Raw genomic sequence first — 19,808 nt, forward strand, 5'->3', positions numbered from 1 at the left:
GCCCCTGCATGACCCCGGAAGCTACACGCTTGTTCGACGTCGCGCGTACCGGGACGGAGCCCGCGGGTCAGCCGCCGGTGCCGAAGGCCACCAGCAGGTACTCCTTGCCGAAGGAGGACGTCGACTTGTGGGCGAACACCGCCGACATGTACAGCCGGCCCTGGCTGTACAGGATCTCCGCGTAGTCCGGGGACATGCTGGTCTCCGCGTCGCGCACCGCCTCGGTGGCCGGGTTCTCCAGCAGCTTGGTCTCCTTGAAGCTGCTGCCGTCGATGCTGACGATCTGGCCGCCCTTGTCGTACGGCGGGCGCTTGTAGGCGATGACGTTGCCGCCGTCCATGCGCAGCGGGGTGATCGTGTAGCCGTCGCCCGCGTCCGCGCGCTGGCCGGTCTGCCGGCCGGTGGCCAGGTCGAAGGCGACGACCTCGTTGGTCTTGCTGTACTGGCCGGTGCCGTCGTGCTCCTCGGTCGGCACGTACAGCTTGTCGGTGCCGACGGCGAGGCCGGTGCAGTACTCGATCCGGGTGATGCCGTCGCAGCGGGCCGCGTACTTGTCGCCCGGCGCGGAGATGTGGGCGCGCAGCGCGCCGGTCCTGTTGTCGACGGAGAAGAAGTCCGAGATGCCGCTGCCGTCGCCGGCGCTGTCGCCGACGTCCGCCGCGACGACGAGCGGGTCGGTCGACACGATCGACGCGTACTCGATGCCCTCCGACATCTTGTAGTCGGAGATCACCTTGCCGGACTTCGGGTCGATGGTCTGCACGTGCAGCTGGCGCTGGCCGTAGGAGCCGCACTTGCGCAGCGCGACCAGCTTGGTGCCGCCGCCGTAGCCGGCGTCGTAGCAGGAGTCGGTCGGCTTGGGGGCCCACAGCTGCTTGCCGGAGGCGAGGTCGAAGGCGGCGCCGCCGTTGGTGCTGCCCACGGCGACCGTGCCCCCGCCGACGGTGACGTTGTCGAGGGAGACCAGCTGGTCACCGGCCTTGACGGTGCGGGTCCACAGCTTGGTGCCTGCGTCCAGGTCGATCGCGGCGACCTGGCTGCAGCCCTGCGAGGGCTTGGCCTTGGTCGGCATCGCCGGCTGGTAGAGGATCGCGGTGCGGTCGTCGGACGTGGTGTGCTGCGTGGCCTGGCAGACCGGGCCGGGCAGCTTGATCGTCCACAGCTTGGTGCCCTTGGCGCGGTCGTACCCGACGATCTCGGCGACGCCGCTCTTGGCGTACACCGTGCCGGTGAGCCAGGAACCGTCGGTGACGAAGGTGTCGGCGACGTCGGGCATCGGGACCTGGAAGAGCACCTTGGACGCGGTGTCGGCGGGCACCTTCTCCGAACCGCCGGTGGAGGTGCCTCCGCCGGTGCCGTTCTTGCCGCCGGTGCCGCCGGAGCTCGCGGTGTCCTTCCGGCCGTCCCCGCCGGACGACTTCGCGTACCAGACGCCACCGCCCACGATCAGCGCGATCGCGACGACGGCCGCGACGATGATGGCGAGCTGCGCGTTGAACTTCCGTCCGCCGCCGGGCTGTCCGGGCTGCGGGTGCAGGGGCATGGTCGGCGGCTGCTGCGGATGGCCGTAGCCGGGCTGCTGCGCCGCGTACGGGTGCGGCGGCTGCGCGGCGTACGGGTTGGGCTGCTGCCCGGGGTAGCCGTAGCCGGGGGGCGCCTGCGGGGGCGGGGGCGCCTGCGGGTAGCCGTAGCCGGGCTGGGGCTGGGACGGCTGCGGGTAGCCGTACCCCGGGGCGGGCTGCGGCGGGCCCGCCGGCGGAGCCGGGGGCGGCTGCGGGACGCCCTGCGGCGGCTGCGCGGGCGGCGGGCCCTGCGGGGAGCCCTGACCGGGCGCCGGGCCGGGGCCCTTGGACAGGCTCGGGCCGGCCGGCGGCGGCTGCGCGGGCGCGGCGTCCTCCGGCTGCGCGGGCGGGGGGTCGTTCGGCTTCGGCGCGGGCGGCTGCGGCGGCCGGTCCTGGGGCGGACCGAAACCGCCCTGCTGCGGGGGCTGGTTGGGCGGCGGGGGCGGCTGGGTCATGACGGATGCACCTCGGGGGACGGGACGGACGGGGACGGGGGGAAGCAGCGTGTTCGAAACGGCGCGGGGGCGCGGGCCGCCCGCCGGGGGCGGCCGGGCGCCTCACCTGCCGAAGGCGAGCATCAGCTTCTCCTTCGTCTTGTCGTTGCCGTTGAGCCGGGTGGTGGAGAGATAGAAGCGCCCGTCGACCCAGTCGACGGCCTTGGAGTAGAAGCCGTTCTCGATCTCCGCCGTGCTCGCGGGGTTCTGCAGCAGCTTCACGGGGGTGTGGCCGGCTCCGGCCGTCGCCACGGACACGATCCGGCCACCGGCGTCGTAGGACGGCGCGGCGTACGCGATGAGCTGTCCGCCCTCGACCTTCACCGGTGTCATCGAGGTGTCCGTGGGGGACTTGACCCGCCACTTCTCCTTGCCGGTGGCCAGGTCGATCGCGACGATCTCGTTGGCGCCGGTGGTGGCGTCGGTGGGCAGGTAGAGCGTGCTCGCGTCGGCGGCGACGCCCTGGCAGCCCTGCAGGTCCCGGTCGAGGACGGCGAAGTCGCACTTCGGGCTGAAGGCCGCCTTGGTGTCGACCTGGGAGCGGATGGAGCCGTCGGCGTTCAGGGCCGAGATGTTCCAGTGCTTGTCGTCCTTGTTGGTCGAGTACAGCACCACCGGGTCGACGGAGTAGGTGCGCTCGACCGACCAGCCCTTGGGGATCCGGCGGGTCCACTCGGCCCTGCCGGTGGACGGGTCGAGCTCCTGCACCTCGTCGTGCTCGTTGTCGCCGCCCGCGCCGCAGGAGGACACCACGATCAGGCGGGCGCCGCCCGCGAACCCGGACGGGAAGCAGGACGCCCCGTACTTCTTCTTGTCGAAGAGCTTGGACCCGGTCTCCACGTTCAGCGCCAGGCCGGACTGCGAGCGGCCGACCATCAGCGTCCTGCCGGTGACGGACAGCTCGACGGAGATCGTGCTGTCGAACAGCGCGCCGTCGGGAACCTCGGCGTGCCAGCCCTTCCTGCCGGTGTCGAGGTCGATCTCCTGGAGCTGGTTGCACTTGGCCCGGTCGCTGCTGCCGCTCATGTACGCCACGACGGCCTTGTCGTCGGACGTCTTCTGCGGGGTCACCGCGCAGATCTTCTGCGGGAAGGACAGCGGCGCCCAGGCGGGGGCGCCGCCCGCCACGTCGTAGGCGAAGACCTGCTTGTACGCGGCCTTCACCGCCGTCCTCGAGGTGATCCACATGCCGGGGGCGTCGGCGCCGGAACCGGGGGCGTCGGGCGCCTCCTTGTACCAGAGCACCTTCGCCTCGCCGGGCTTGCGGCCCGCGTTGAGGTTCTCCGTGTCCTTGCCGCCGTCGCCGCTGCCGTCGCCCGGGTTCACCGGGGCGTCGGAGGGCGAGCCGGTCGCGGAACCGCTCGGGCCGGCCACGGGCTTCTTCTTCCCGCCGCCGTCGCCGCTGACGGCCCACACGGTGCCGCCGACGACGAGCAGCGCCGCCACGGCGGCCCCGGCCACGGCGAGCGGACGCCCCTTGAAGGGATTGCGGGAACCGGGCGGCGGGGTGCCGGGCGCGCCCGGGTACGGCGCCTGGCCGTAGCCCGGCTGGGGCGGATAGCCGTACGGGCCCGGCTGCTGCGGCGCCGCGTAGGGGCCGCCGGGCGCGGTGGGCGCCCCGTACGGGCCGGGCTGGGCGTAGGGGCCGGGCTGCTGCGGGTAGCCGTAACCCGGTTGGGGCTGCGGCGGCTGCGGGTAGCCGTAACCGGGCTGCGGCGGGACCGGGGGCGGCTGCGGGGCGCCCTGCGGCGGCTGCGCCGGGGGCGGGGGCGTGCCCTGACGCGGGTCCTGGGGGGCGCCGAAGCCACCCGGTGCGGGCGGTGCGGGCTGCTCCCCCCGTCCGCCGTCCGACGGTGGCCGATCCTGCGGTGCTCCGAAGCCGCCCCGCGGCGGCTGGTCGGGTGGCTGAACCATCAGCGTGTTCCCCCTCGTTCACTGATTTCCGGCCACGCCCTGAGGTTCGTGACGGACCCAGAGTCGTACTCAGACTGTTCTCAGACGGCCCTTTCTATCACTGCCCTCCGACGGCCGACCGGCTCGGATCCGCCCCTGTTCCCAAGGGAGAACCGGCCTGTGATGCCCCCGTTACGCGCCTTCACTCCCCCTTCACACGGCGCACGCGACGCCGTCCCGCGCCCCGGATTTCCGGCCGGGACCACGGAACGGGGGCGGACGCCGGGCGCCTTCGGGACTCGCCCCGGGCGCCCTCGGGACAAGTCCTAGGCGTCCTCGGCGAGTTCCAGCCAGCGCAGTTCGAGCGTCTCGCGTTCCCCGGCGAGGTCGCGCAGTTCGGCGTCGAGCGCGGCGACCTTCTCGAAGTCGGTGGCGTTCTCGGCGATCCGGGTGTGCAGCGAGGACTCCTTGTCGGAGATGCGGTCCAGCTGCCGCTCGATCTTCTGCAGTTCCTTCTTCGCGGCGCGCACCTCGGCGGCGCTGCGCTCGGGCGCGGCCGCCTGCACCGCACCCCGCTCCGGCGCGGCCGCGGTGCCCGCCGACGCGGCGGCGGCCTGCTCCATGCGGCGGCGGCGCTCCAGGTACTCGTCGATGCCGCGCGGCAGCATCCGCAGTGCGCCGTCGCCGAGGAGGGCGAACACCGTGTCGGTGGTGCGCTCGACGAAGAACCGGTCGTGGGAGATGACGACCATCGAGCCGGGCCAGCCGTCGAGGACGTCCTCGAGCTGGGTGAGCGTCTCGATGTCGAGGTCGTTGGTGGGCTCGTCGAGGAAGAGGACGTTGGGCTCGTCCATCAGCAGCCGCAGCAGCTGGAGCCGCCGCCGCTCACCGCCGGACAGGTCGCCGACCGGCGTCCACTGCTTCTCCTTGCCGAAGCCGAAGGTCTCGCACAGCTGCCCGGCGGTCATCTCCCGGCCCTTGCCGAGGTCGACGCGCTCGCGGACCTGCTGCACGGCCTCCAGGACCCGGCAGGCGGGGTCGAGTTCGGCGACCTCCTGCGACAGGTAGGCCAGCTTGACGGTCCGTCCGACGGCGACCCGGCCGCCCGCGGGCTGCACCTCGCCGCCGGTGCGGGCGGCCTGGGCCATCGCCCGCAGCAGCGACGTCTTGCCCGCGCCGTTGACACCGACCAGGCCGATCCGGTCGCCGGGGCCGAGCTGCCAGGTGACGCGCTGGAGCAGGGTCTTCTCCCCGGCCCGCACGGTGACGTCCTCGAGGTCGAAGACGGTCTTGCCGAGCCGGGAGGAGGCGAACTTCATCAGCTCGGACCGGTCGCGCGGCGGGGGCACGTCCTGGATCAGCTCGTTGGCCGCCTCGACGCGGAAGCGCGGCTTGGAGGTGCGGGCCGGGGCGCCGCGCCGGAGCCAGGCCAGCTCCTTGCGGATCAGGTTCTGCCGCTTGGCCTCCTCCGTCGCGGCGATCCGCTCGCGCTCGGCGCGCGCGAAGACGTAGTCGGAGTAGCCGCCCTCGTACTCGTGGACGACGCCGCGCTGCACGTCCCACATGCGGGTGCAGACCTGGTCCAGGAACCAGCGGTCGTGGGTGACGCAGACCAGCGCGGAGCGCCGGGACCGCAGGTGCTCGGCGAGCCAGGCGATGCCCTCGACGTCGAGGTGGTTGGTGGGCTCGTCGAGGACGATCAGGTCCTGGTCGTCGATGAGCAGCTTGGCCAGCGCGATCCGCCGCCGCTCGCCGCCGGACAGCGGCCCGATGACGGTGTCGAGGCCCTTGGGGAAGCCGGGCAGGTCCAGCCCGCCGAACAGCCCGGTGAGCACGTCGCGGATCTTGGCGTTGCCCGCCCACTCGTGGTCGGCCATGTCACCGATGACCTCGTGCCGGACGGTGGCGGCCGGGTCGAGGGAGTCGTGCTGGGTGAGCACGCCCAGGCGCAGTCCGCCGGAGTGCGTGACGCGCCCGCTGTCGGCCTCCTCCAGCTTCGCCAGCATCCGGACGAGGGTGGTCTTGCCGTCGCCGTTGCGTCCGACGACTCCGATCCGGTCCCCTTCGGACACGCCGAGCGAGACGCCGTCGAGCAGGGCACGCGTGCCGTACACCTTGCTGACGTTCTCGACATTGACCAGGTTGACGGCCATTTCACTCCTGCCCGGGGGGGTCGGTCGACCCTCCAGGGTAGTCGGGCCCCGGGACTGCGCCGGACGGGTGGCCGCGGGGGGCCGTCCCGGGCGTCCGGACGTCCGGCCCGGGCCGCGCGGAGGCCGTACGCGGCCGCACGGGCCGTACGGGGCCGCGCGGAGCGGCCGGGTCCGGGGCCTACGCCAGGACCGTCGCCCCCGGTACCGGGCCCGACGCGGTGCGGACCGTGCGGCAGGTGGCGGAGTCCTGCAGGGCGCGCGCCGTGCGGGCCGCCGCGGACTCGTCGCGGACCAGGAAGGCCGTGGTCGGCCCCGAGCCGGAGACGAGGGCGGCCAGGGCGCCGGCGGCCCGGCCCGCGGCGAGGGCGGCGGCCAGGTCGGGGAAGAGGGCCAGCGCGGCGGGTTCGAGGTCGTTGGAGACACTCGCCGCCAGCAGGTCCGGGTCGCCCTTGGCCAGCGCGTCGATCAGGTCCTGCGAGGCGACGGGCTCCGGGATCGCGACGCCCTCGCCGAGCCGGTCGAACTCGCGGAAGACGGCCGGGGTGGACAGCCCCCGGTGGGCCATCGCGAAGACCCAGTGGAAGGTGCCGCCCACCTCCAGCGGGCTGAGCCGCTCGCCCCGGCCGGTGCCGAGCGCGGCCCCGCCGACCAGGCTGAAGGGGACGTCGCTGCCCAGTTCGGCGCAGATGTCGAGGAGTTCGTCGCGGGAGGCGCGCGTCCCCCACAGCGCGTCGCAGGCGACCAGGGCGGCCGCGCCGTCCGCGCTGCCGCCCGCCATGCCGCCGGCCACCGGGATGTCCTTGGCGATGTGCAGGTGGACGTCCGGGCTCAGGCCGTGGCGCCGGGCGAGCGCGACGGCCGCGCGGGCCGCCAGGTTGGTGCCGTCCAGGGGGACCTGCGCGGCGTCGGGGCCGGTGCAGGTGACGCGCGGTCCTCCCGGCGAGGCGGTCGCGGTGACCTCGTCGTACAGGCCGACCGCGAGGAAGACGTTGGCCAGGTCGTGGAAGCCGTCGGGCCGGGCGGCGCCCACCGCGAGCTGCACGTTGACCTTGGCGGGGACGCGAACGGTCACGCTCACCTATCGGCCTCCCCCTGCGCCGGCGCGGCCGCCTCGGCGATCCGCGCGAACTCCTCGACGGTCAGCGACTCCCCGCGGGCCTGCGGCGAGACACCGGCGGCGACCAGCGCGGCCTCCGCGGCGGCCGCGGAACCGGCCCAGCCCGCGAGCGCGGCCCGCAGGGTCTTGCGCCGCTGGGCGAAGGCCGCGTCGACGACGGCGAAGACCTGCCGGCGGGTGGCGGTGGTCGCCGGCGGCTCGGCCCGCCGGACCAGGGACACCAGGCCGCTGTCGACGTTGGGCGCGGGCCAGAAGACGTTGCGGCCGATCGCGCCGGCCCGCTTGACCTCGGCGTACCAGTTGGCCTTGACCGACGGCACGCCGTACACCTTCGAGCCGGGCGCCGCGGCGAGCCGGTCGGCGACCTCGGCCTGCACCATCACGAGGGTGCGCTCGATGCTCGGGAAGGTCTCGAGCATGTGCAGCAGCACGGGAACGGCGACGTTGTAGGGGAGGTTCGCCACGAGCGCCGTCGGGGCGGGGCCGGGCAGGGCGTCCACCCGCATCGCGTCGGAGTGGACGAGCGCGAACCGGTCGGCGCGCTCCGGCATCCGGGCGGCGACGGTGGCGGGCAGCGCGCCGGCCAGGACGTCGTCGATCTCGACGGCGGTGACCCGGTCGGCCACTTCCAGCAGTGCGAGGGTGAGGGAGCCGAGCCCCGGCCCGACCTCGACCACGACGTCGTCGGGCCGGACGTCCGCGGTGCGGACGATACGGCGGACCGTGTTCGCGTCGATGACGAAGTTCTGGCCGCGCTGCTTGGTGGGACGCACGCCGAGCGCCGTCGCCAGCTCGCGGACGTCGGCGGGGCCCAGCAGGGCGTCGGGGGTGGGGCTGCTGCTCACGGACCAAGGGTACGGGGCGGCCCGGAGCGGTCCGGCACGCGCCGGTCGGACCGGGCCGCCCACCCGTGCGGCCGGCCGCCGCCGCTCACCCCTGGAGCCGGTCGCCGCAGTGCGGCCAGGGGCTGGAGCCCTGCCGGACGTACAGCTTCTTCGCGCGGTACGTCTGCTCCTCCCCCGGCGCGTCCTGGGGACGGCCGCTGCCGCCGAGGCTGTGCCAGGTGGCGGTGTCGAACTGGTACAGCCCGCCGTAGGTGCCGGAGGGGTCCACGGCGTCCGGCCGCCCGCCGGACTCGCACTGCGCGAGGCCCCGCCAGTCGAGGCCGTCGGCGCCCCGCACCGAGGGCGGGTGCACCCGGGTGCCCACCTTCACGATCTGCGTCCGCGGCTCGCGCACCAGCTCGGACTCCAGGCGCCGCGGCCGCTGCCGCACCCCGTTGACGGTGCGCAGCGCGTAGGCGACCCGGCGCACGCCGGGCCGGCCGGCCTGCTCGACGACCTCGGTGCCCCGGAAGAGCGTGGGGTCGGCGACGCGGCGCTCCTCGAACGGGACGGGTTCCTCACGGACCTCCCGCGAGCCGCTGATCCGCAGCACGGTGACGGTCAGACCGTCGCGCGGGAAGCTGTCCTGCGCGACGGAGGTGGTGTCCTCGCCGCGCAGGGTGACCCCGGCCTCCTCCACCGCCCCGGCGACGGTGGCCGCGTTGGTGCGCAGGGTGCGGGCGCGGCCGTCGGCCATGACCGTCACGGTGCGCTCGGTGCGGATGTCGAGGGCGAGCCCGGCGCGGCCGATGGGCTGCGAGCGGGACACCGACAGGTGGGCGCCCTCGGCGCGCACGCCCAGCTCCCGCAGGGCGCCGTCGACGGTGCCGGCCGTCGTCCACACCTCGTGGAGCTCTCCGTCGAGGGTGAGCCGCAGGGGCCGCCCGCGGTGCACCGCCACCTCGGTGCCGCCGGTGAGCGGGGTGCCGGGGGCGGGCACCACGACGTCGTGCGAGCCGACCCGCAGGCCCTCCTCGGCCAGCAGTCCGGAGACGTCGTCGGCGAAGGTGTGCAGGGTGCGTGGCCGGCCGTCGACGGTCAGCTCGACCGCCTTGTCCTGGGCGACGAAGGCGGTGGTGCCGCCCGCCAGGAAGGCGACGACGAGCGCCTGCGGGAGCAGGCGGCGGACGTCCACCTCGGGCCGGTCCGCGGGGCGCGCCCGGCGCCGGCGGGCTCCGCGCCGCCCGGCCTCGCCGGTGCCGTCCGGGTCCGGGCGGGCGGCCCGGGCGGCCGGGGTCCGGGGTGCGCCGCGCCCCTGCCGGGGCAGCACGGCCCCGGCCGCCCGCTCGTAGGCGGGGCGGTAGGCGTCCTGGTACGGGGCGCCCTGGTGCGGGGCGCCGCCGCCCGCGGGGCCGCGGAGGCCGTGGGGGCCGTACGCCGTGCGGTCCTCCGCCGTCGCGCGGACGCCGTACGGGTCGCGGGGGACGCCCGTGCCGGGCGTGCCGGTTGCGCGGGCGTCCCGGATCAGCACGTCCCCGCCGTGGCCGCCGTAGCCGCCGTACACCCCGTACGCCAGGGTCTCGGCGGTGTGCAGGTCGGCGGGGACGCCCGGGTACGCAGGGGGCTCCGGGACCGGCAGCGGGCTTCCGCCCGCGCGGCGGGTCCCGTACGTGCCGTACTGCGCGTCGCTCACACCACACGCTCCACTGGGCCGGGGGCCCGGGGTCCGGGGGTCCGGATCGGGCCCCCAGAACCTAGCGGAGACCCCGTCACTCTCCAAAGCGGCGCGGCTACGCAGGGTGTCCGGTGCGGGGTGGCGGTGCACGCGGCCCCGGCGGTGCCGGGCGGCTCCCCGCGGTGGCGGCTCCCGGCCGCCCTCAGTACCCGAAGGCGCGGGCCGTGTTCGCGGCGAGGGCCGCCGCGAGGGTGTCCTCGTCGGTGCCGCGCACCTCGGCCATGGCGCGGACCGTGACCGGGACGAGGTAGGGCGCGTTGGGCCGTCCGCGGTAGGGCGCCGGGGTCAGGAAGGGGGCGTCGGTCTCCACCAGGACCAGGTCCGCCGGGGCGGCGGCGAGGGCGTCGCGCAGGTGCTGCGCGGTCTTGAAGGTGACGTTGCCCGCGAAGGACATGAAGTACCCCGCGCGGGCGCACACCTCGGCCATCTCCGCGTCGCCCGAGTAGCAGTGGAAGACGGTCCGCTCGGGAGCGCCCTCCTCCTTCAGGACGCGCAGCACGTCGGCGTGGGCGTCGCGGTCGTGGATGACCAGCGCCTTGCCGTGCCGCTTGGCGATCTCGATGTGGGCGCGGAAGGAGCGCTCCTGGGCCGCCATGCCCTCGGGTCCGGTGCGGAAGTGGTCGAGCCCCGTCTCCCCGACTCCCTTGACCTGGGGCAGCGCGGCGAGGCGGTCGATCTCGGCGAGCGCTTCGTCGAGCGCCGCGTCGCCGCCGGGCTCGCGGGCGCCCTGCCGGGACCAGCCGTCCGGATCGCCGTGCACGATGCGCGGCGCCTCGTTCGGGTGAAGGGCGACCGCCGCGTGGACGCCGGGGTGTGCCGCCGCCGTCGCGGCCGCCCAGCGCGACCCGGCGAGGTCGCAGCCGACCTGCACCACCGTGGTCACGCCCACGGACGCGGCCTTGGCGAGGCCCTCCTCGACGGTGCCGGACTGCATGTCGAGGTGGGTGTGGGAGTCGGCGACCGGGATCCGCAGCGGTTCCGGCAGCGGCGGCGCCGCGTTCCTGTCGGCGTTGGAAGGCATGCCCCGATCCTACGAAAGGGGCACGCCCGCACGGTCCGGGCGGTCCTGAGCCGGCCTTGCGGCGGGCGCCCTCAGCCGGCCTTGCGGAAGGGGTGCAGCAGGTCGGACAGGTGCCAGTGGTGGCCGTGCCGCTGCCGGTCCGCCGCCTCCTCCGCGGACGGGGACGCGGCCCCGGACGGCTCGTGCGGCGCGGGGTGGGCGGTGCGGTGCAGGTGGTGCTGCACCGAGGACACCTGGCCGGCCCGCATGATCCTGACGACGTGGCCGTCGCAGTTCTGGCAGCTGGGGCGGCTCAGCGGCGACGGGACGACGCGGCCTTCGGCCACGTACTGCACGAACTCGTGCCCGTCGGCGTCCGTGTGGTGCTCTATCTCGTACGACTGCTCCCAGCCGTGGCCGCAGCGCATGCAGGCGAAGGCGTAGGACTCGTTGACGACGGCGGTGGCCCCACCACGGGGGCCGGTGTGCCCTGTGATCTCACTCATGCCAGCTCCTCTTGTCCGCTGGACAAGCGCCCCCGGCGAGAGGGATTCCCCCCGGAATCCCGCTGGGGGCGGGGGACGGGTGCGTCCCCTCACCCAGTGGACGCCTCCACCAGCGCGAACGCATCAGTCCTGCCGAGTGTTGGAGGCGATTTGGCAGGCGCTTGCCCTGAGGCACCCGGACGGCGGGTGGTTGCTTTGCCTTGCATGACGCGGCTTTGCCGCCCGATGGGGCGTGCGCTCACCCGAGAGGAGACCTGCTCAGAGCGGGTATGACCCTCCTCACACCCTCGTGCACCGGCCCGTGCGCCCGAGCCGCTGGCGCGCTCACTGCGCGTGCTTGGCGGCCACCACCGCGTCGAACACCTCGCGCTTGGGCAGACCCGCCTCCGCGGCGACCGCCGCGATGGCCTCCTTGCGCCGCTCCCCCGCCTCCTCGCGGACCCGGACCCGGCGCACCAGCTCCTCGGGGCCGACCTCCTCGGCGCCCCGCTCGGGCGCCCCCTCGACCACGACGGTGATCTCGCCGCGCACGCCCTTGGCCGCCCACGCGGCCAGCTCGCCGAGCCCGCCGCGGCGCACCTCCTCGTACGTCTTGGTCAGCTCCCGGCACACGGCGGCCCGCCGGTCGGCGCCGAACGCCTCGGCCATCGCCGCGAGGGTGTCGTCGAGGCGGTGCGGGGCCTCGAAGTAGACCAGCGTGCGGCGCTCCCCGGCGACCTCGCGCAGCCGCGACAGCCGCTCGCCCGCCTTGCGCGGCAGGAAGCCCTCGAAGCAGAAGCGGTCCACCGGGAGCCCCGACAGCGCCAGCGCGGTCAGCACGGCGGACGGGCCGGGCACCGCGGTGACGCGCACGCCCCGCTCGACGGCCGCCGCGACCAGCCGGTACCCGGGGTCGGACACGGACGGCATGCCCGCGTCCGTCACCAGCAGCACCCGCGCCCCGCCGGCCAGCTCCTCGACCAGCTCCGGGGTGCGCGCCGACTCGTTGCCCTCGAAGTACGACACCACCCGTCCCGCGGGCTGCACGCCCAGCGCCTGGGTCAGCCGGCGCAGCCGGCGGGTGTCCTCGGCGGCGACCACGTCGGCGCCGGCCAGTTCCTCGGCGAGCCGGGGCGGGGCGTCCTGGAGGTCGCCGATGGGAGTGCCCGCCAAAACAAGGGTTCCAGTCACGCCCCCATCCTCTCAAGGGCCGCCGGCGGGGAACGCGGCCCGGCCCCGGGAGCCCATGCGCGGGACTCACACAGCACGGTTCCCTACGATGGCGCGGTGACCAGTACCGCGTCCTCCACGGACCTCCGGCAGGGCCAGGCGCCGCTCGACGAGCGGCCGCCGTGGCAGCAGCGGCTGCGCCGATTCGGCTACACGGCGGGACCCGCCGGCGGCGCCGGCGACGTCGTCGTCGACCGGCTGGTGCCGCCGTACGCGGAACCCGGCCCGCGGCTGTGGGGCTCGCTCGGCGTCCCGCCGGCCGTGGCCGACCGCGTCACCCGCTGGTCGGGCTGGGGCGGCCCGCTGCTGGTCACGCTGCTGGCCGGCGTGCTGCGGTTCTGGAACCTGGGCAGTCCGAAGGCGGTGATATTCGACGAGACGTACTACGCCAAGGACGCGTGGGCGATCGTCCACCGCGGCTTCGAGCTCGACTGGGACAAGAACGCCAACGACCTGATTCTGCGGACCGGCGGCCACGTCGTGCTGCCGTCCGACGCGTCCTACGTGGTGCATCCGCCGGTCGGAAAGTACGTGATCGGGCTCGGCGAGATGCTGTTCGGCTTCGACCCGTTCGGCTGGCGCTTCATGACCGCGCTGCTCGGCACCCTGTCGGTGCTGCTGCTGTGCCGGATCGGCCGGCGGCTGTTCCGGTCCACCTTCCTCGGCTGCCTCGCGGGCGCGCTGATGGCCGTGGACGGCCTGCACTTCGTGATGAGCCGCACCTCGCTCCTCGACGGCGTGCTGATGTTCTTCGTCCTCGCCGCCTTCGGCTGCCTGCTGGTGGACCGGGACCGCTCCCGGGCCCTGCTGGCCGCCGCACTCCCCGCCGACGCCGACGGCCGGATCCGCCCCGACGCCCGCACCGCCGAGGAGACCAGGCTCGGGTGGCGGCCCTGGCGCTGGGCGGCGGGCCTGCTGCTCGGCCTGGCGATCGGCACCAAGTGGAACGGCCTGTACATCCTGGCCGCGTTCTGCGTGATGGCCGTGCTGTGGGACGTCGGCGCCCGCCGGGTGGCCGGCGCCCGGCGCCCGTACGCGACGGTGCTGCGACGGGACACCGGCATCACCTTCCTGGCCACGGTGCCGGTGGCGGTCGCCGTGTACCTGCTGTCCTGGATCGGCTGGATCCTCTCCCCGTCCGACGGCACCGGCGGCTACTTCCGCAACTGGGCGGCGACGGACGGCCGGGGCGGCAGCTTCACCTGGCTCCCGGACTGGCTGCGCAGCCTGTGGCACTACGAGCACGAGGTGTACAAGTTCCACGTCGGGCTGTCCTCGCCGCACACCTACCAGTCCAACCCGTGGAGCTGGCTCGTCGACGGCCGCCCCGTGTCGTACTTCTACGAGTCGCCCTCCCCCGGCACGGCCGGCTGCCCCGCCGGCGCGGGCGAGAAGTGCGCCCGCGAGGTGCTGGCCCTCGGCACACCGCTGCTGTGGTGGGCGGCGTGCTTCGCGCTGCTGTACGTGCTGTGGCGCTGGTTCTTCCGCCGGGACTGGCGCGCGGGCGCCATCGCCTGCGGCGTCGCGGCCGGCTACCTGCCGTGGTTCCTGTACCAGGAGCGCACGATCTTCTTCTTCTACGCCGTCGTCTTCGTGCCCTTCCTGTGCCTGGCGGTCGCCATGCTGGTGGGCGCCCTCGTGGGCCCGCCCGGCTCCACCGACGCCCGCCGCGTCGTCGGCGCCACCGCCGCGGGCGTCCTGGTCCTGCTGATCGCCTGGAACTTCATCTACTTCTGGCCCCTGTACACGGGCACCGCCATCCCGATCGACGACTGGCGGTCGCGGATGTGGCTGGACACCTGGGTCTAGCCGGGCGGACACGCCAGGACGGCCCGGCAGGACGCCGGGCCGTCCTGGTCGTCGTCGGCTGTCCGAAGCCGTCATCGGCCGCCCTCGGACGGCCCTCAGACGGCCCGGAGACGGCCCCACCCGGCACTGCCGGCAGATGGGCAGCGGGCCGGCTCCTCATGTCCTGACCAGGAACTTCCCGCCTACCCCCTTTCCTGGGGGACACCTGGGGGCAGTGCGTCCCCCAGGACCCCACCGGGACGGCCAGCGGACGGGCCCCCTGGTCCGCGGGGAACTGCCAGGGATGTGGTGGAAGGCGGGGGACGGGGCGTCCTCCACGAGCAGGCGCCCTCGTTGTCGTCAGGACTGCCTCATGGGCGTCCCCGCACACGGCTCCGGAGTGAACGAGTGGATCGCCCCGCGTAGCCCTCCGACCGGCGGCGAAGTGTGCCGGAGAGCGCCCGCGGCACGGAGTGTGTCGGAGGTGTGCCGGAAGCTGCGACCGGACGGGGCGTCCGTGCTGTGGGACCCGTGCTGCGCTGCGCAGTGCCTCCGGTGCTGCGCCCGGCGGGACTCGAGCCGGGGCAACCGCTGGGAAGAAGCGGGGAACCGGTGCTTCCCCGGGGCGGGACCTCGATTCCGCTTCCGTCCGGCGCTGTCGCCGTCCGCGGACGTCCACCCTCGTCGGCGTCAGCGCTGCCGTCACAGCCCCTTCTCCGCGTTGAACCACTTGACGGCCTCCGTACTGGTAGGTCGTACGGGAGCGCGAGCTCGGCGGGATCGTGAGGTGCAAGTTCACCCTGATGGACGCGGGAGCCGCCCGTACGCGCGCGCGTGACGCCGACACGCCAGGCGCCGGTTCCTGGTTCAACGATTTTTCGTTACATGAGGTGCCTTTGATGGCGAGTCGGACTTACCGGTGCATTGCGGACGTGAAGATGAATCCGTCCGACCCAGGCAGGCGCATGAGGCGCCTGTCGTGAAAGGAGTACGGAATGCGGGCTTCCCGTTTTGCCGCCGCGCTGGGCGTCGCGGCCGCCGTCCTGGTGGGCGGCGCCACTGGCGCCAGTGCCGCCACCGCGCCTTCGGTGGTGTCTCATGCCACGCACGACCGTGGTCACGACCACGGTGGCGACCACGACCGCGACGGCCGCTGGGGTCGCTGGGGCCACGACCGCGACGACCGCTGGGGCCGCTGGGGCCACGACCGCGACGACCGCTGGGGCCGCTGGGGCCACGACCGCGACGACCGCTGGGGCCACTGGGGCCACGACCGCGACGACCGCTGGGGCCACTGGGACCGCTGGGGCCACTACCACCGCTGACCGTCCTTGGGGGTGCCCTTCCGCTGTTGGGGAGGGCACCCCTTCCGGGTCCTCCGCAGACCTTCGGCCGCATGGCCACCCGCGGCCGGCCGAGATCTGTTCCGGCCCCTCCACGCCGGCACCGCCGTCTTGATCGATCAGTTGGCGGTCGCGGATGTGGCTGGACACCTGGGTCCAGCCGGGCGGACACGCCAGGACGGCCCGGCAGGATGCCGGGCCGTCGTCCTGGTCGTCTTCGGTGGTCCGGTGCCGTCCTCCGTCCGCAGTGCCTGCGCCGGCCGTGCAGGGCGGTGTGCTGCCCCGCTGTCGCGCCGCGGGGCGTCTACCAGGCCACCGGCAGCTCGAGGGGGAACCGCCTGATCGTCTTCGTGTCCCACCGCACCTCCTGCGGCCCCACCGCGAGCCTGATACGGGGGAATCTCTCCAGCAGCCGCCCGATGGCCACTTCGAGCTCCGCCATGGCCAAGGGCACCGCGATGCACCGGTGACCGCCCCAGCCGAAGGTCATGTGCGGAGCGCTCTGCCGGTCGAGGTCGATGACGTGCGGGTCCGGGTAGCGCTCGGGGTCACGGTTGGCCGTCAGGTACGACACGTGCACGAAGTCGCCCGCCCGGATGTGCGCACCGTCGAGCTCCACGTCCTCGAGAGCCACCCGGGGGATTCCGACCCCCTTGCGGAACGGGATGCAGCGGAGCATCTCGTGCAGGGCGTCGGTCAGGGCCTCGGGCCGGCTCCTGAGGTGCTGCAACAGCACGGGACGGGTCAGGAGCAGATAGACGATGTTGCTGATCTGGCAGGTTGCCGTGTCCTGGCCGCTGAGCGCCAGCGTCAGGGTCATGACCGCCAGTTCCCTGTCGTCGAGGTGTTCGTCGCCCTCCTGCGCCGCGGCCATCGCGCTGATGAGGTCCGGGCCGGGTGACGTCCGGCGCTGTCCGGCCAACTCGGCGAAGTAGCCCACCAGATCGGACTTGGCCTTCGTGGCACCCTCCTTGTTCTCCGCACCGATGACCAGCAGTTGGTGCACGGAGTCCTGGATCCAGGTCCATTCCCCCCGATCGATGCCGAGAAGGTCCAGGACGGCATGCCGGGGGAGCTTGTCGGACAGGTGCTCGACGACGTCCGCCGGCGGCCCCTGCTCCTCCATGTCGTCCAGCAGGCGGTCCGCAAGCTGGACGATCCGGGGCCGCATCCTGTCGACCTGCTGCTGCGTGAAGGCCTGGGAGGCCAGGTGGCGGACGCGGCTGCTCTGCGGTGGGTCCATGACGTTGATCGACTCCGGTGACACGATGGGCTCCGGTGTCATCCGGGGGTAGTCCCGGCCGATGATGCCCGCTCTGCTGAACCGCTGGTCGGTGGTCACCTGCTTGACGGCGTCGAAGCCCGTGATCAGCCAGGCGTCCGCGTCGCCGTAGGGAAGCCGGATGCGCGCGGGAGAACTGCGCCGCATCAAGGATGCGAACGTGGGATCGAAATCCAGGTCCTCGCTGAAGTCGAACGGGCAGCTGAGCGTCTCGTTGTCCGCAGTCATTGGCCGGCTCCTCCGGGCATGGGTGCGACGTTGGTGGTGTCCACGGCCTTGCGGACGGCTCGGGCGAGCCTGACCGCGCCGCCGACGGCCCAGTAGTGGACGAAGAACAGGCGTGGCCGGTCGTCGAGGTTGTGGTGGTGCAGTTCGACGAGTTCGACGCCACCGCGCCGCAGGGCCGTGAGGACGGGCTGGACTTCGCCGGCGATCATGACCAGGTCGCCGCTGACGGCGGCCCTTCCGCCGCCGAGCGGCTGGAAGTTGACGGACGTGGTGGACCCCAGGCCCGGAGGCAGCACCAGATGACCGTCGGTGACGGTCTCGCGACGGACGAAGGTGCTCTTGTAGATCACGCCGTCGGGGGCGCCCTTGACGCCCATGGCGGCGTCGATGGCGGTGGTGTCCAGGTCGACGGGTGGCGAAGGGGCGGCGGGTCCGGCAGGTGGGGTGCCGGTGCGGTCGAGGGCGGCACGCAGACCGCGGGCGACGGCCGCGGGATCGTGACCGTGTGCGTGCACGTGCAGCCACCAGACCGCCGGCTCGTGGGCGAGCAGGTGCTTGTGGATGGCGGTCTGCATGATCCCGTGCTGCTGGAGGACGTCGCAGAAGCGCTGCAGTTCGCCTTCGGTGACCACGACGTCGCCCATCAGGAGCGTGCTGCGGTCCGCGTACCGGACGAAGGACACGTGCGTGCCCAGGGCGAGCGCGGGATCGATCCGGACGCCTCGGGAGAAGACCTTGAGGTCCCGGCGCGGGAAGGCCGTGTGGTACATGAACCGCCTCATGTCGCCGGGTCGGCCGAGCGCCGTGCGCACGTCCGCCCAGTCCGCCGGCTTGGTCATCACCGGTTCGACCAGGGCGTGGTCCTCCCGTCGGGCGGACAGGGCACCTGCTCGGTCCGGGACGGCGCCGAGCACGGGCGCGAAGGCGGTCGCGGCCAGCAGCCGGCGCCGGGACGTCGTGAGGGGGGATCGGGAGTCCTGCTGTCGCTCGTCAGCCATGTCATGTGCCTCCTGGCTCGATCGAAACACCGGAATCCGCAGCTCCCGGTGATCGACGCAGCCACGTCCCGCAGGTGGACTAACCCACACGGGGGGGCGCCGCCCCCGCCGGTGGCGCTCGCCGCTGCCGCCTCCGGGCCACGGCTGCGCGAAGGGCTCGGCGTGCGGGCACGGCGGCCGTCGGATCCGGCGAAACACCTGGGCCCACCTGGGCGGACACGACGGGAGGGCGCCGTCGGCGGCCGCGCCCTCCCGTTCGCCGTCGGCCGTCGCGCCGGTCCCGACTTCCGTCCGGCTCCGAGGCGCGACATCCTGGTATTCCGCGAAGGAGGCCGGACGATGAACATCCCCTCGCACCGTGACCGCAGAAGCACGACAGCACCGCCCCGGGCCCGCGCCCGGGCCGGGGACGCACGAAGGCTGGGCACGGTCGCCGCCGTGGCGGCGGTGCTCCTGGCGGGGTGCGCCTCGGGCGCGCCCAGGACGGCCCCGCAGACGGGCGGCCCCGGCACGGCCCACACCCCGTCCGCCACGTCCTCCCGCTCCCGGTCGTCCTTCTCTGCGGACCTCACCGCCACCGCCGCCGCCACCGCGTGCACCAACAGCACGAAGCTGGCCGGGTGGTCGAACCGCCGGCTGGCCATGCTGACCGTCGCCGTCCCGGTGTCGGAGACCTCCGTGTCCGACGCCACCTCCGAGGTGAGCGCCGGTGCGGGCGGTGTGCTGCTGTTCGGCAGCAAGGCGCCGTCGGACCTCGGCTCCCGGCTGACCGCCCTGAAGACCCACGTACCGGGCCGCCTGGGCCTGCTGGTGATGACCGACGAGGAGGGCGGCGGCATCCAGCGCATGGCGAACCTCGTGGGGTCCCTGCCCTGGGCCGCGTACATGGGCGCGCACTGGACTCCGGCCCAGATCCGGCAGAACGTCGCCACGGTGGCCGGCAGGATGTCGGCCGCCCAGGTGAACATGAACCTCGCGCCGGTGGTCGACGTCGACGGCACGAACGAGGCCCCCAGCAGGACCAACCCCGACGGGTGGCGGTCCTTCAGCGGCAGCACCTCGGTGGTCTCCAAGGCCGGTGTCGCGTACATGAACGGGATGCTCGACGGCCACGTGACACCCGTCGTCAAGCACTTCCCGGGCCTCGGCGGCTCCAGCTACAACTCCGACTTCGGCCCCGCCCGCACGCTGCCCTGGGCCACCCTGCAGAAGGTGGCCCTCCCGCCGTTCACGGCGGCCATCAAGGCCGGCGCCCCGGCCATCATGGTCTCCAACAACGTCGTTCCGGGCCTGGCCGGCAACCCGGCGAGCCTGTCACCCACCGTCATCGGCTCCGAGCTGCGCGGCAAGCTGGGCTTCAAGGGACTGGTGGTCACCGACTCGCTCAGCGCCAAGGCGATCTCCGCGGCCGGCTTCAGCGTTCCCAGTGCCGCCGTCCAGGCCCTGCGCTCCGGCGCCGACATGGTCATGTTCGACCTGAAGGGCGACATCGGCTCCCAGACGTCCTCGATCGCCACCGCGATCACCCGTGCGGTGGACACCGGGCGTCTCTCCCGCAGCCGTCTCGTCGACGCGGCGGGGCACGTCCTGGCCGTCCGGCACGTGAACCTCTGCTCCTGACCGCGAAGGGGTCACGGCGGCACGGCGGCGGCGCGCTCCTCCCCCGGGAGGAGCGC

At 73.9% G+C, this 19,808-nt stretch carries 14 protein-coding genes; 3 read left to right on the top strand and 11 right to left on the bottom strand.

Annotated elements, in window-relative coordinates; all coding sequences use genetic code 11:
• Window positions 1-67: 67 nt before the first annotated feature.
• From P3H78_RS24190 to rsmI, 9 genes are all read right to left on the bottom strand, one after another.
• On the bottom strand, window positions 68-2,017 hold the full coding sequence (locus tag P3H78_RS24190) for an outer membrane protein assembly factor BamB family protein (RefSeq protein WP_276111244.1): 1,950 nt from the start codon (window positions 2,015-2,017) through the stop codon (window positions 68-70).
• A gap of 102 nt (window positions 2,018-2,119) precedes the next feature.
• The gene (locus P3H78_RS24195) at window positions 2,120-3,970 is read right to left on the bottom strand and encodes an outer membrane protein assembly factor BamB family protein (RefSeq protein ID WP_276111245.1); all 1,851 of its coding nucleotides are present in this window, start codon (window positions 3,968-3,970) and stop codon (window positions 2,120-2,122) included.
• A 305-nt stretch (window positions 3,971-4,275) separates the two neighbouring features.
• Entirely contained in the window at window positions 4,276-6,102 is a 1,827-nt protein-coding gene (locus tag P3H78_RS24200) for an ABC-F family ATP-binding cassette domain-containing protein (RefSeq protein WP_276111246.1), read from the bottom strand.
• Between the two features lie 178 nt (window positions 6,103-6,280).
• A complete protein-coding gene (locus P3H78_RS24205) occupies window positions 6,281-7,180 on the bottom strand; it encodes a 4-(cytidine 5'-diphospho)-2-C-methyl-D-erythritol kinase (RefSeq protein WP_276111247.1) in 900 nt (299 codons plus the stop codon).
• Window positions 7,177-8,064: a 16S rRNA (adenine(1518)-N(6)/adenine(1519)-N(6))-dimethyltransferase RsmA gene (gene rsmA / locus P3H78_RS24210; protein WP_276111248.1), complete on the bottom strand. Its 888-nt coding sequence runs from the start codon at window positions 8,062-8,064 to the stop codon at window positions 7,177-7,179. The genes P3H78_RS24205 and rsmA overlap by 4 nt, the downstream gene beginning before the upstream one ends.
• A gap of 85 nt (window positions 8,065-8,149) precedes the next feature.
• Window positions 8,150-9,736: a resuscitation-promoting factor gene (locus tag P3H78_RS24215; RefSeq protein ID WP_276111249.1), complete on the bottom strand. Its 1,587-nt coding sequence runs from the start codon at window positions 9,734-9,736 to the stop codon at window positions 8,150-8,152.
• Window positions 9,737-9,920: 184 nt separating this feature from the next.
• Window positions 9,921-10,799, bottom strand: coding sequence for a TatD family hydrolase (locus P3H78_RS24220; RefSeq protein ID WP_276111250.1), 879 nt, complete (start codon window positions 10,797-10,799; stop codon window positions 9,921-9,923).
• 71 nt (window positions 10,800-10,870) lie between these two features.
• The gene (locus tag P3H78_RS24225) at window positions 10,871-11,284 is read right to left on the bottom strand and encodes a hypothetical protein (RefSeq protein WP_276111251.1); all 414 of its coding nucleotides are present in this window, start codon (window positions 11,282-11,284) and stop codon (window positions 10,871-10,873) included.
• Between the two features lie 324 nt (window positions 11,285-11,608).
• On the bottom strand, window positions 11,609-12,454 hold the full coding sequence (rsmI, locus tag P3H78_RS24230) for a 16S rRNA (cytidine(1402)-2'-O)-methyltransferase (RefSeq protein WP_276111252.1): 846 nt from the start codon (window positions 12,452-12,454) through the stop codon (window positions 11,609-11,611).
• A 96-nt stretch (window positions 12,455-12,550) separates the two neighbouring features.
• Here rsmI and P3H78_RS24235 point away from each other — a divergent pair, with 96 nt between their 5' ends.
• Both P3H78_RS24235 and P3H78_RS24240 read left to right on the top strand, forming a co-directional pair.
• Window positions 12,551-14,302, top strand: a complete 1,752-nt coding sequence (locus tag P3H78_RS24235; RefSeq protein ID WP_276111253.1) for a dolichyl-phosphate-mannose--protein mannosyltransferase — start codon at window positions 12,551-12,553, stop codon at window positions 14,300-14,302.
• Window positions 14,303-15,276: 974 nt separating this feature from the next.
• The gene (locus tag P3H78_RS24240; RefSeq protein WP_276111254.1) at window positions 15,277-15,606 is read left to right on the top strand and encodes a hypothetical protein; all 330 of its coding nucleotides are present in this window, start codon (window positions 15,277-15,279) and stop codon (window positions 15,604-15,606) included.
• 322 nt (window positions 15,607-15,928) lie between these two features.
• On the opposite strand, the gene P3H78_RS24245 is transcribed toward P3H78_RS24240, so the two are convergent.
• Complete coding sequence (locus P3H78_RS24245; protein WP_276111255.1) at window positions 15,929-17,134, bottom strand: cytochrome P450; 1,206 nt, start codon at window positions 17,132-17,134, stop codon at window positions 15,929-15,931.
• The gene (locus P3H78_RS24250) at window positions 17,131-18,132 is read right to left on the bottom strand and encodes a DUF1259 domain-containing protein (protein WP_276111256.1); all 1,002 of its coding nucleotides are present in this window, start codon (window positions 18,130-18,132) and stop codon (window positions 17,131-17,133) included. The genes P3H78_RS24245 and P3H78_RS24250 overlap by 4 nt, the downstream gene beginning before the upstream one ends.
• A 339-nt stretch (window positions 18,133-18,471) precedes the next feature.
• Here P3H78_RS24250 and P3H78_RS24255 point away from each other — a divergent pair, with 339 nt between their 5' ends.
• Window positions 18,472-19,752, top strand: a complete 1,281-nt coding sequence (locus P3H78_RS24255; RefSeq protein WP_276111257.1) for a glycoside hydrolase family 3 N-terminal domain-containing protein — start codon at window positions 18,472-18,474, stop codon at window positions 19,750-19,752.
• Window positions 19,753-19,808: the final 56 nt, after the last annotated feature.

Origin of the sequence: Streptomyces tropicalis, from assembly GCF_029269835.1 — a bacterium.
Lineage (GTDB): Bacteria > Actinomycetota > Actinomycetes > Streptomycetales > Streptomycetaceae > Streptomyces > Streptomyces tropicalis.

What these genes read in the sequence shown, in the direction of transcription:
- P3H78_RS24200 (WP_276111246.1), bottom strand. Translation starts at nt 6,102, where the DNA reads ATGGCCGTCAACCTGGTCAATGTCGAGAACGTCAGCAAGGTGTACGGC.
- P3H78_RS24225 (WP_276111251.1), bottom strand. Translation starts at nt 11,284, where the DNA reads ATGAGTGAGATCACAGGGCACACCGGCCCCCGTGGTGGGGCCACCGCC.
- P3H78_RS24245 (WP_276111255.1), bottom strand. Translation starts at nt 17,134, where the DNA reads ATGACTGCGGACAACGAGACGCTCAGCTGCCCGTTCGACTTCAGCGAG.
- P3H78_RS24255 (WP_276111257.1), top strand. Translation starts at nt 18,472, where the DNA reads ATGAACATCCCCTCGCACCGTGACCGCAGAAGCACGACAGCACCGCCC.
- P3H78_RS24240 (WP_276111254.1), top strand. Translation starts at nt 15,277, where the DNA reads ATGCGGGCTTCCCGTTTTGCCGCCGCGCTGGGCGTCGCGGCCGCCGTC.
- P3H78_RS24250 (WP_276111256.1), bottom strand. Translation starts at nt 18,132, where the DNA reads ATGGCTGACGAGCGACAGCAGGACTCCCGATCCCCCCTCACGACGTCC.
- P3H78_RS24190 (WP_276111244.1), bottom strand. Translation starts at nt 2,017, where the DNA reads ATGACCCAGCCGCCCCCGCCGCCCAACCAGCCCCCGCAGCAGGGCGGT.
- P3H78_RS24220 (WP_276111250.1), bottom strand. Translation starts at nt 10,799, where the DNA reads ATGCCTTCCAACGCCGACAGGAACGCGGCGCCGCCGCTGCCGGAACCG.
- P3H78_RS24195 (WP_276111245.1), bottom strand. Translation starts at nt 3,970, where the DNA reads ATGGTTCAGCCACCCGACCAGCCGCCGCGGGGCGGCTTCGGAGCACCG.